This window comes from Bradyrhizobium rifense (assembly GCF_008123425.1).
GTDB lineage: Bacteria > Pseudomonadota > Alphaproteobacteria > Rhizobiales > Xanthobacteraceae > Bradyrhizobium > Bradyrhizobium rifense.
Map to the genome: position 1 here is coordinate 211,821 of NZ_VSSS01000038.1, position 11,443 is coordinate 223,263.

Consider the following 11,443-nt stretch of genomic DNA (forward strand, 5'->3'; position numbering starts at 1 on the left):
CGGTCCAGATGACCGCGGACCGATCTCGAGATCGGAATCGCAAGCACGAAAACTGGTGCGAGCATTGCTTGAACATAGGGAAACCAACTCAATCTCGCCAGAGCGGGGCGGAGAATATTGAATTCGAACCCGCGGCACATTGGCTTGCATGCCCCGTAGATGGGCACCGTGGACGCGGTCTGTCTGGTTAACATTCGCCCACATCCTCGAGAACGCGTTGGCCAGGCTGACTGAAGATTCTGTCCGACGAATATGTCGAACCTTCTTAGTTCCCTCGGCAACGCCTTCAGTCTCCGCGCGAACAAGCCAACGGCTTCGCGGCGCTAGCAATACAACCACTGACCCTAGATGAGCCTCATGACTTGGTTGCCGCTCGCGATCGCGTGAATCGCCTAAGGAGGTGAGGCCTAGTAGATGCGTGCAGCTGCGCGCCTGCTCAATGTGCCGCTCGCAGATCAGGTCGATCACTCGCGAGATGCACACCTGACTGACGCGCCTCGCCGATGAGTTGCACCGGGCTTTCGTCGAAGCACACGAATGGCCGCTTGGCATCGGGCGCTTCGGCATAGAGCTCGAGCACGTCTTCCATGCGGGCGATGTATTCGCCATCGACCTTCGGAATGCACCACATGTCCTTGCGCCAGGGCTTGAGGTCATTTTCGGCCAGGCGCCGCCGAACGTCTCGTGCGTCAGGCTCCTGTGCTCGGTGAGCTTGACCATCGCGCCTGCCAGCAGCTCAAGCGTCCAGCGGGCGCGGCCCTGGGGTGGGCTGGTACAGGCTGTCGCCACCAGCAAGGCTTCTTCCTTGCTCGTAAGATTGCGCTCCGCTCCGGGATGCGGCTCTTCGCTCAGCGCGCGCTCCAGATTACCTTCCACGAAGCGTCGTTGGTCCGGTACACGGTCGAGCCGCCCACCCCGACGCTCCTTGCGATCTCCTCGTCGCTGGCGCCGGCATCGGCGGCTAGCAAACTCTGCGCTCGCTTGAGCATGCGCGAGACATGCTTGCCGCCGTTGAGCAGTGCCCTGAGTTCCGTGCGCTCGATTTGGCCGAGGTCGACCCGATAGCGTACATTCATGGCGTGCCTCCGTGTTCGAGGCACGCACAAACAACTGAATCGGATGGCCGGCGTGAGTCCTTCGGCAGAACCCTTCACGCCCAAGCAGGGGCAGTACCTCGCCTTATCAACCGCTATACGCGGCTGCACCGCAGACCCCCGGGCCGAAACCGACATGCAGGAATATTTCCGCGTCAGCCCACCCTCAGTTCACCAGATGCTGCTGACGCTGGAAGGAGCCGGCCTCATCACAAGGCAGCCAAGGATTCCTCGCAGCATCGAGGTTCTCGTTGATCCGAAACTCCTGCCCGAGCTAATCTGACCGCCGGTCGCAACCGGTCAAACTCACTGTGCAGAACCACTAGTACTGGCGGATGGCCTCGACGGGCGGCGGAATATCGGCGTAGGCGCGCCGCGTCTCGCGGCCGCTTTGTGGTGCTCCGAGCAGCAACTGTCCCTGATCGTCGGCACGGTGCAGCAGAATAGGCAGGAGCAGGCCGTGATTTACGTTGCTGGCGTCCAGCAGTGGCGCCCACGCCGATAGTCTGAATCGCATCGCGGCATAAACCTCCTGACACCAAGGTCGCAAATCGACGTCGCGATTGCCTTTGCGGCGGTGCATCGGCTCGAACAGGCGATGCGTGGTCGAAAGGATTTGGCTGATCTGGTTATGGCGCAGCGCAACGGCGGAGATCGCGGCAAACTCCGGGGTGCCGCCGTGGTTGAAAGCATCGGCATCAATGGAGCAGCGGCCAGATCCAGTCGAGCGGGCTCATGACACCGGTCCGGCCACGAGCGCAGCGACGTGACCGTCGAGCATGGGAAGACCTGTGGCGGCAGGATGCTGATCGACGCGAGCCCGGAGCCGTCGTTCGAGCAACGCAATCGGCATCGCGGCGGCGGTCATCGACGATGCTTTATGGCGACGTGGGCTCACGCAGCGGCCTGCTGCGCAGCGCGCTGGCGGGCCGCCTTCCAGTTCCACGCGAGCAGCTCGTGCAGCTGATGGTTCTTGGTTCCCTCGGAGGCGACGCGCTCCAGCACGTCAGTCAGGCAGACCTGCGGGTCGAGCTCATGGAGCTTTGCTGTGTTCACGATCGACTCCAGGGTCGCCCAGCTCTCGGCGCCACGTTCGCTGCAAAGGGCGTGCCTCCCCGAGAGAATGAGGATAAGCGGCTGCGTGCCATAGCTGAGAGTGCTTGCGCTGCGAGTGCTTGCATCCTGAACTGACTACCACAAAAACACACGTTCGTTACACCTCCCAAGCCTGATAGGAGAGCTTCGCTCGCTTTGCCATTATTCTTAATCGACAGGGGCCGAGCCAAGGTCGACCCAACTTCGCCGTAACATGATTTCAGATTTCAGAGCTCTCGCGAACCCGAGCCATGGACATGCGTCACACATTGTTAGTGCACCGCCCAAGCTCGTTGTGTTTCGACCGAGCTTTCCAGCGAACTCTAGAGCGCACTCAGCTGAGCAAGCAAAATTGCAGGCCAATGTCCGCGAGGCAACCATGATAGCACTATCGGCAGAGAACGCTTGCGAGAGTGCTGATATCCCGCTGAGCCGCCTTGATGTAAGCGCGCCCAAGCGCTTTAAGGATGATACCGTTTGGCCTTGTTTCGAGCGCCTGCGAAGGGAAGATCCTGTCCATTATTGCGAAGACAGCCCATACGGACCATATTGGTCGATAACAAAATACCGCGACATCATAGCCGTGGACTCAAATCACACAATATTCTCATCAGAGCGAAGCGTCACAATTGTCGACCCGCCGGAGGAATATTGGACCCCCAGTTTCATCAAAATGAGTCCTCCTGTCCATGCTCAGCAGCGTGAGACTATCAGTCCGATAGCGGCATCGGAGAATCTGGAAAATCTTGAAGGCTTGATTCGCTCGCGGGTTCAGAAGATCTTGGACGGTTTGCCGCGCAATGATACCTTCAACTGGGTCGACAGGGTCTCGATCGAGTTGACGACCCAAATGCTGGCCACGCTGTTCGATTTTCCATTTGAGGATCGACGGTTGCTGACCTACTGGTCGGACGTAGCTGCCTTGACGCCACAAATGGGCGACCAGATCGACAGCTGGGAAAAGCGAAAGGTGGTGCTGTCGGAGTGCCTGGACTATTTCACACGGCTTTGGAGCGAACGGGTCAATTGCGAACCGCGCGCTGACCTGATCTCGATGATGGCGCATTCGCCGGCGACGCGAAACATGGAGCCGCGCGAGTTCCTGGGCAACCTCATTCTGCTGATTGTTGGAGGCAACGATACAACGCGCAACTCAATCAGCGGTGGCGTCTTGTTCATGAGCCAAAATCCGTCCGAACTGCGAAAACTCCGAGATGACGCTTCGCTACTGCCCGGGGCGGTATCCGAGATTATACGATACCAGACCCCTATCGCGCACATGCGCCGGACGGCTGTGGACGATTTGACGATAGGCCACAAGAAAATCAGGCGAGGCGATAAAGTTGTGATGTGGTATATCTCTGGAAACCGAGACGACGAAGTCATTGCGAACCCCAACAGCTTCATCATTGATCGAGAAAATGTACGACAGCATCTCTCATTTGGATTTGGGATTCATCGTTGCGTGGGTAGGCATCTCGCAGAGCTGCAGCTGAAAATCCTGTGGGAGGAGATGCTGAAACGATCTCTGGAGGTAAAGGTGGTCGGCGAACCGGAGCGAGTTGAATCTAATTTTGTGCACGGTTATTCCGCACTGCCGGTTCAGATTCCAGGTTAGTCGCGGTTGCGAGCGACATTCAACACTGGTCGTGTAGAACCGGCGGTTAGGTCACGGCCTGGTGGAGACTAGTTGTCTGGGTAAGTTCACCGGCGTTGCGTTGAGGGCTTGTGGTTTTTTCGAAGAGTGCGGACAGGGCCACAGCGTCGTTATCCGGTCGAAGACTCTGGCCGGCCGTTCCGATACGTCACGCCGCCGATTGTCGCATCGTTGTTACTGGAGAGCTTGGCGCCGCGCGCCGCACGCGCTCGGGAAATTGGGCCGACGATGTTCTTGGCCCATTTGATATTCTTGCGGTCACTTGCGCTGGCGTCGCGATGACGAGCTGTTCGTACAAGAGAGGATATGTCGCGCCCTCGGTGTTGATCAGAAGGACCCGTCAATTGGGTCCAAGACCAATCTTGCCACCAAGGTCGGGTCAGAAGCAGCCTGCAGTACGGCTGCGAGGCCAACACCACCACTTTCGCCTGCAACTACAGCGATAGCTAACCCTCGGAAATGCCAGACGTTTCATCACGCTGATTGCGTCCTCGTCGTCGACAGTCATCAAAACATTCGCTGTGCGCGAAAGGATGCTCCAAGCGACGAGCGAAGGCTCGTAGCATTCGAGCGTCGCCATCAAGGCGACCGCGACTGGCGCGGCTTTGGAACGAAATCCTCCAACCGCTTCATCGTGAACAGCTGCTCCATGAACACGTCGCTCCCGCGCATCGAACCGTTTCGCCAAGGTGGAATTGGCAGTCTATCTTTGGCGTACATATTTCAGCAGCCTGCTAGGCGCCCGCCGCCACGTGCGGGCGACGCCGGCATCAACCGGCGGGCAGATGCGCCAAGGGCGACAATTCCAGGGGCCTGAATCTGGCGTGCTCACAAACTTGGAAGCCCGGATTCACTGAAGTCAGCGAATGTATCTCTGGCGACAATGGCAGAATCGGCACAAGGGATGCATCGAGCTTCGCCGCCTCGGCATCGGGAAGTTCGCGGCATCGAGTGCCGCCGGGGCTTTGGCGAATGTCCGGGCACCAGCGGTGCAGCACGCCCTGCGCAATCACTTCTTTGACGCTCGCGGTCTCTCCGAATATGGTTCCTCGGCCAGCTTCACTCGGTCGAACCGCCGCGGTACGGACCCGTGTATGCCAGGTGGTGAGGGAAGGGTGGCGTCGCGAGACGTCCCCCTCCCGATCAATTAAAGCGCATATACCGGCTAACCCGCCGAGGCTCTGGCGGCAGCGTCGCACCTCGACTATGCGAGCTTCGTAGGACGGACGCGCTGATTCCCCAAGGGGCATTAGTTACGAGCTACCGAGGGCGCGTCGTCGTGCTTGAAGTGTCGCTTTCGGATCTTGTAACTCACCAGCCAGATCACGCCCACGGCGATCGGGACGAAGACTGCGGTTAGGAACGAGGGATCTACTTGTAATCCGATATCGTGCGCGCCCTCGGCAAGATATTTAAACAGACTGACCACGTAATATCCAATCGCCGCGACCGACAATCCTTCGACCGTCCACTGCAGCCGAAGTTGCTGCCTCGTGCGCTCATTTATAGCCTGCAACAGGTCATGATTCTGTTGTTCGATTTCGATGTCGACACGGGTTCGCAACAGATCGGCGGCACGCGCGAGCTTGACCGACAGGGCCGTCTGACGCTCCTCCACGGTCGCGCAGGTCCGCATCGCCGGCGCCATGCGGCGCGCCAGAAACGACGACCAGCTCGGATAGCCCGCGATGTCATTGCCTTCAATGATGGATAGTCGCGATTGGACCAGCTCGTCATAGGCCCTGCTGGCGCCGAAGCGAAACAGGCCACCGGTCGCACCTCTTTCGAAGGAGGCGGCCAACGCCGTCAGCTCGGCAAGCAGATGGTTGTTGAATTGCAGCCCCTCACCGCTTTGCATTTCTTCGAGCGCTTGAACAAGACGGCGGTCGATGCGATCAACAGAGGGTGCAAGCTCAAGGGCCGCCGACAGGCCAAGTAGCGCCAACGGACGGTAGGTCTCGATTTCCAAGAGCCGTTGCACCAGCGCTCCAAGATCGTGCGACGTCATTCCGAGGTCGCAGACGAGGATTTTCGTAAAGCCGTTTTCGTCCACGCGGAAGTCTGAGGCGACAACGCCTGCACCGCTCTTTGTGGCAACCATGGCCAGGCTATTCTTGTCAAAAATCTGTTCGGCGCGCTTGGTCGGCGCGGCGCCTTGCTCCACTTCTAACCTGATGGCGACCAGCAATTGACCCGTCTGCCGCAACGCTCGGATCAGCGATCGGACGGTATCATCAATGTTCCTGAATTGGTGAGCGGCAGGACCATTTGTGTTAGTCCAGATCCAGGTGAATGTTGTAAATTCCGAATGCTGCTCCCAGCGTAGCATAGCGGGCCCGATGACAATCTGATGGTGTTTCGCCGATTGCGCAGGCGGCCGCAGATTGCGCTCCAGGCAGAAATCGATAAAACGGCAGCGATCGATTGCGGCCGCCTCGCCCTGCGCAAGAACAGCGAAGTGGATCACGCTGAATGGCGAGACAAGGCGCGTGAAAGGGCGCGCGTGCACTTCGCCGAGCACGGCGTTGCGTTGCGGATGCGGCTTGAAGGTTCGCAAATCCAGTTCATCGATCATTTATTGACGCCTTGCTTCAGAGTTGAGAAAGCAACCGTCAGCCTTGACGCGAGAGGCATTGGCGGTGCTGGAAACCGGGTGCGCGCGGCAGCGCGCCGATCAAGTCATGTCGAGATCGATACCGAGGTCGCCTTGAGATTGGGAAAGAGGTCTTGCGGGAGCAGGATCAGGCCGAGCAAATTGAGGCGAAACAGCCTCAGCCAGGCTTCGACTGACGCCGTCAACGACGTCTGTCGGGTACGGTCCGTGTCTATGGCGAAATGTCGGCATTGTGGATCAATGCGTGTAGCGGTGCGCCAGCAGGCCGTTCCGCGACCTCGGCAGTGACGTGCGGCACTGTCCGACGAATGCTTAGATCGACGTGGACATGGTTGTTTGTCTCCGAATCCCACGGACATCGCCCACCACCGAAGGGTTGCCCCGTGCAAGTTAGGATGCGCCGGCCCTCTTCTGAAAACAGGTTTTCGATGACATGACCGACGCTGCGCGCGCCGGTTGCAAGCGGCAGCGTCTTCCGTTCTCCCAGCGGGGTGCAGACACGCGACCTCCGGTGCGGCTACCGCGTTCTCGATTGACAGATCGATGCCCAAACACGACTCCCATCCTGTTGCCGCCGCCAAACTTCCTGGCCCGGAGAGCCGGTGCAGGATTTGGGCCAGCACGATAGAAGGGGCACGCTCGCGTCTTTCCTTGCGCAATGTGGCTTTCGAACATAGTCGAAGGCGGGTTTCAGACATTAAGCGCGCTTGTATTCCGACAGAATCCGCAGGTGGCGCAGGCCAAAGGAAATTGCCTGTTTCGGCAAGATGATCGCTGCCCAGCCGCTGCCATTGTCTGAGCGGCCACGCTGTCGTCGGAATTGTCGATGCAGAGCGGGGAGAGTGACCGCGCCCCGACCCGCGGAAGGTTTGCCGACGGCTGATAACGTCACATCGAGCGAGGATGACTGGATCACGGACCCAGAGCGCTCGCCGTCCTCTCTTTGTCGCATAGAGTAGTGCAAGCGTCGCGTCTTGACCGATTATTGCCGGGAGGCACTTCCCGAAGAGGCCGTTCGGTGCGCTCGATCCGAACAAAGCTGACATCAATGAAATCGCGGCGATAGCGCCGAGAGATCCGCCCAACGCATTCAGTCGTGATTGGCTCTTTGTCCTGACAGGCGCAGATTTCCGCTAGCGATCACTGCCTCGTCCACACGCTCCGCTCACGAGAGTCGCCGGCCGTAGCTGTGATCCGCCATTATTTGGTCGATCACTCACCACGATCGCCACGTATCTGGCCGTTCATGAAAAGCGATTGCGGGCTTTCATGACCGGGCTGGGGGACGATGTCACGGCAGACTGCCGTTCTGAGCTCGTGCCGCACCAGATTGTCCGAGCGAGGGACCGGCGGTGCGCGGTCGGCTGCGCGCGGCGTCATAGGCTGGCGCGCAGATCCCGATCGGCGGCTTCATAAGATGATCACGCTGGTGCAGACTGCTGCCATCGATACAACATCCCAGCGCGTCGTGTTCAGCATTCCGCGGCGACAATGACGAGGCAGGGTAGCGGGCGGAGCGTTTCGTGTCGGAGGAGCTCCGCAACCGGCAGCTTGAAGACAGATCGCAGAATAGGCACCGCGCGTCTGCAAGGCGTCAAAGGACTTGTACGGGGCGATGCGTCAAGGCTTTTCGTTGTGCCATCTCCTTGTTCGGCCGGGCTGTGCGCGGCGTTCTCATTATATTTGGGCCACGCGCCGAGGGTCTTGCGCTGAGTACCCCTCGTATCTGCACGGCTATCATTTGTGCGATTGAAGCAGCTTAGCGGCCTTTGGCCGATGGCCACCGGCCAAAGCGCGTGGTGATATCGCCCGAGCCGCCCCGATGGGCCTTCGGCCACCCTTGACAGCCGCGGCGCGTGGCGGCCAGCGAAAACAAAGACCGGACGAGGAGATGTCGCAAGGCCGCCACCATCGCCGCAGGCGAGGTCTTCAAGGGCTTGGACCGGAAAGACACGAAGCCCGAGGCGAGGCGGCAAGAAGCAGCGCACTACGCTTGCGACCCTCACTTTTGAAGGTGGTCTGTCGCGCGGCGATCAGGATGGACGAGCGCGTCAATCAAGGTGAGAGAGTTTCGCCGGGCTCGTGACGAAGGGAGGGCGTAGCCCGACCGGAGTTACGAGCCCGGCGTCGGCGCGATCCGCTAGGGACCGCGCCGACTGGTGATCGCGGCCGGCAGGTTATGCAAGTGGTTCTTCCGCCAAGAGGAATCACTCGCTTGCCCGGCCGACACATCACAGATCACCAAATGAGGCTCTACATGAAGAACCGTCAGACCGACAACCCGCCAGTGGCGGCGGCCAAGGCATCATTCAGTGCGGCGACCGCTTATCGGATCGAGAGAGATCCCCGACTTCCGTCGCAAAAGAAGGCTCCCCGCGGCCGGCGACGACCGGACCCGTTGAGCGAGGTGTTCGAGACCGAGATCGTCCCGATCCTGAAGTCGGCACCTGGCATACGCCCGGTCGCGGTCTTCGAGGAGATGCTCCGACGTCATCCTGATCTCGGCACCGGTATCCATCGTACCCTGGAACGTCGTATCCGTGCCTGGCGGGCGATCCACGGCGAGGAGCAGGAGGTCATCTTCCGCCAGATCCATGAGCCTGGTGCGTGTTTCGCGGGATCGTGAGCAGGGATTTCACCGCATCGTGAGCAACGATTTCAGAGGATCGTGAGAGCGATTTCAGGCGATCGTGAGCACCGTTTGGCGGTGCCGGACGCTTCGGCCGACAACTTAGCCGGGCTACGGATTTCTCATTCAACCAATGAGGAAGCCTGATGCCTACCCAGAGATTGTCGATGCGCCGGATCCGAGAAGTTCTACGTTTGAGGCATCAGGGCCTGACCGAGCGCGTCATCGCGCGGACGTTGGGAGTGAGCAATGGTGTCGTGCATGGCTACGTGCGTCGCGCCCGCCTTGCCGGGCTGAGCTGGCCGCTGCCGGAGGGCATGGATGACGAGGGCCTGGAGCTGCTGCTGTTCCCGGCGCCAAAGGCTGCCTCGCAAAGCGACCGACGACCGTCCCCCGACTGGGTTTATGTGGAGAAGGAGCTACGCCGGCGCAGCGTGACACGCCTGCTGTTGTGGGAAGAGTATCGCGCCGCCAATCCAGACGGCTTTGGCTATACCTGGTTTTGCACGACTTTCGAGGCCTGGAAGCAGCGGGCGCAGCCGAGCATGCGTCAGACCCACCTCGGTGGGGAGAAGGTGTTCGTCGATTTCGCTGGCGACACCATCGACATCTTCGATCCCATCACCGGCGAAGAGCGCGCCATGAAGCTGTTCGTCGCGGCGATGGGGGCCTCGAACTACACCTACGCCGAGGCCTGCCCAAGCGAGAGCCTGTCCGACTGGATCGGCGTGCATGCCAACCTGTTCAGGTATCTCGGCGGCGTGCCGAAGTTCGTGGTCTGTGATAATCTCAAGGCCGCCGTGACCAACCCCGATCGCTACGATCCCGGGATCAACCGAACCTATGCCGAGATGGCCGGTTATTACGGCACCGCGATCCTGGCGGCGAGGCCGAGGCGGCCAAAGGACAAGGCCAAGGTTGAGGTCGCCGTCCGGATCGCCCAGCGCTGGATCCTGGCCCGCCTGCGCAACCAGCGCTTCTTTTCCCTGGCGGAGCTCAATGCGGCCATCCGCGGCCTCGTCGTCGAACTCAACGCCCGCCAGATGAGCGGTTTTGGCTCCAGCCGGACCGAGCTGTTCGCCGAGATCGATCGTCCCAAGCTGGGAGAACTGCCGGACCAGCCCTACGTCTTTGCGCGCTGGAAGCATTGCCGCGTCGCGCCCGACTATCATGTCGAGATCGACGGCCATTGGTATTCCACCCCTTATCGGCTGATCCGTGAACTCGTCGATGTCCGCATCGCCGACAAGACCATCGAGGTCTTCCACAAGGGACAGAGGATCGCCAGCCACGCCCGCGCGCCCAACCGGCGTGGCCATACCACCATCGCCGATCATATGCCGAGCGCCCACCGCCGCTACGGCAAATGGACGCCGGGAGGATTGATCGCTGCCGGCGAGAAGATCGGTCCCTCTGCCGCGGCGTTTTTCCAGGCCGTCATCGCGGCCCGGCCGCATCCCGAGCAAGGCTTTCGCACCTGCCTCGGTATCCTGTCGCTGGCCAGGAGCTACGACAACGCGCGTGTCGATGCGGCCTGCCGACGCGGCATCCTGATCAAGGCTCGCTCCGTCGCCTCGATCCGTTCGATCCTCAAGAGCGGCCTTGATCGCGCTTTTCTCGACGAGACGTCCGACCACCAGCCCCTGCGCCATGGCAACATCCGCGGTCAGGGCTATTTCCACTGATAGGGAGACCCCCCAATGCTGACACATCCGACCCATGAACGGCTGATTGCGCTCGGCTTGACCGGAATGGCCAAGGCCCTCCAGGAGCAGCGACGATCACCGGATCTCGATGCCCTGTCGTTCGAGGAGCGCGTCGGATTGCTGGTCGATCGCGAAGCCGCCGAGCGCGACACCAAACGTCTCACGACCCGTCTCAAGTTCGCCGCGTTGCGCCAGAGCGCATGCGTGGAAGACGTCGATTTGCGCACGCCACGCGGTATCGATCGCGCCGTCTTCGCCAGGCTCGTCGGCGGCGACTGGATCGACCGCAAACGAGAACCTGCTCGTCACAGGGGCAACCGGGCTCGGCAAGAGCTGGATTGCCTGCGCCCTCGGCCACAAGGCCTGCCGGGACAATCGTTCGGTCCAGTATCATCGCGTCCCGCGTCTGTTCGAGGCACTTGCCCTGGCTCGCGGCGACGGCCGATATGGCCGACTGCTTAAAACCATCGGCCGCGTTCAACTCCTGATCCTCGATGATTGGAGCCTGTCAGTTCTAAATCCGCCCGAACGGCGCGACCTTCTGGAGATCCTCGACGATCGCCACGGTCGCGCCTCCACCATCGTCACCAGCCAGGTCCCCGTCGAACATTGGCACGACGTTATCGGCGAGCCGATGACTTCATGATG

The 11,443-nt window shown here is 60.5% G+C and carries 6 protein-coding genes and 3 pseudogenes; 5 read left to right on the forward strand and 4 right to left on the reverse strand.

The genetic code is table 11. The features are described from left to right. Nucleotides 1-487: 487 nt before the first annotated feature. Nucleotides 488-1,076, reverse strand: a pseudogene (locus FXB40_RS25595) (IS630 family transposase); the annotation flags it as partial. Nucleotides 1,077-1,230: 154 nt separating this feature from the next. On the opposite strand from FXB40_RS25595, the gene FXB40_RS50165 reads away from it, so the two are divergent. Continuing rightward, the gene (locus FXB40_RS50165) at nt 1,231-1,377 is read left to right on the forward strand and encodes a hypothetical protein (protein ID WP_347339780.1); all 147 of its coding nucleotides are present in this window, start codon (nt 1,231-1,233) and stop codon (nt 1,375-1,377) included. 39 nt (nt 1,378-1,416) lie between these two features. On the opposite strand, the gene FXB40_RS49345 is transcribed toward FXB40_RS50165, so the two are convergent. Both FXB40_RS49345 and FXB40_RS25615 read right to left on the reverse strand, forming a co-directional pair. Then, entirely contained in the window at nt 1,417-1,611 is a 195-nt protein-coding gene (locus FXB40_RS49345; protein WP_148774912.1) for a hypothetical protein, read from the reverse strand. Between the two features lie 377 nt (nt 1,612-1,988). Then, the gene (locus FXB40_RS25615) at nt 1,989-2,150 is read right to left on the reverse strand and encodes a transposase domain-containing protein (protein WP_246207936.1); all 162 of its coding nucleotides are present in this window, start codon (nt 2,148-2,150) and stop codon (nt 1,989-1,991) included. Between the two features lie 418 nt (nt 2,151-2,568). On the opposite strand from FXB40_RS25615, the gene FXB40_RS25620 reads away from it, so the two are divergent. Next, complete coding sequence (locus FXB40_RS25620) at nt 2,569-3,807, forward strand: cytochrome P450 (RefSeq protein WP_148774913.1); 1,239 nt, start codon at nt 2,569-2,571, stop codon at nt 3,805-3,807. 1,288 nt (nt 3,808-5,095) lie between these two features. Here the strand turns inward: FXB40_RS25620 and FXB40_RS25625 are convergent. Then, a complete protein-coding gene (locus tag FXB40_RS25625) occupies nt 5,096-6,421 on the reverse strand; it encodes a DUF3422 family protein (RefSeq protein WP_148774914.1) in 1,326 nt (441 codons plus the stop codon). 2,254 nt (nt 6,422-8,675) lie between these two features. On the opposite strand from FXB40_RS25625, the pseudogene FXB40_RS25630 reads away from it, so the two are divergent. From FXB40_RS25630 to istB, 3 genes and pseudogenes are all read left to right on the forward strand, one after another. Then, nucleotides 8,676-9,065: pseudogene (locus FXB40_RS25630) on the forward strand (IS21 family transposase); the annotation flags it as partial. Nucleotides 9,066-9,235: 170 nt separating this feature from the next. Then, nucleotides 9,236-10,774, forward strand: coding sequence for an IS21 family transposase (gene istA / locus FXB40_RS25635; RefSeq protein WP_148774915.1), 1,539 nt, complete (start codon nt 9,236-9,238; stop codon nt 10,772-10,774). Nucleotides 10,775-10,789: 15 nt separating this feature from the next. Continuing rightward, nucleotides 10,790-11,429: pseudogene (istB, locus tag FXB40_RS25640) on the forward strand (IS21-like element helper ATPase IstB); the annotation flags it as partial. Nucleotides 11,430-11,443 lie beyond the last annotated feature (14 nt).

What these genes read in the sequence shown, in the direction of transcription:
- istA (WP_148774915.1), top strand. Translation starts at nt 9,236, where the DNA reads ATGCCTACCCAGAGATTGTCGATGCGCCGGATCCGAGAAGTTCTACGT.
- FXB40_RS25625 (WP_148774914.1), bottom strand. Translation starts at nt 6,421, where the DNA reads ATGATCGATGAACTGGATTTGCGAACCTTCAAGCCGCATCCGCAACGC.
- FXB40_RS25620 (WP_148774913.1), top strand. Translation starts at nt 2,569, where the DNA reads ATGATAGCACTATCGGCAGAGAACGCTTGCGAGAGTGCTGATATCCCG.
- FXB40_RS50165 (WP_347339780.1), top strand. Translation starts at nt 1,231, where the DNA reads ATGCAGGAATATTTCCGCGTCAGCCCACCCTCAGTTCACCAGATGCTG.
- FXB40_RS49345 (WP_148774912.1), bottom strand. Translation starts at nt 1,611, where the DNA reads ATGCGATTCAGACTATCGGCGTGGGCGCCACTGCTGGACGCCAGCAAC.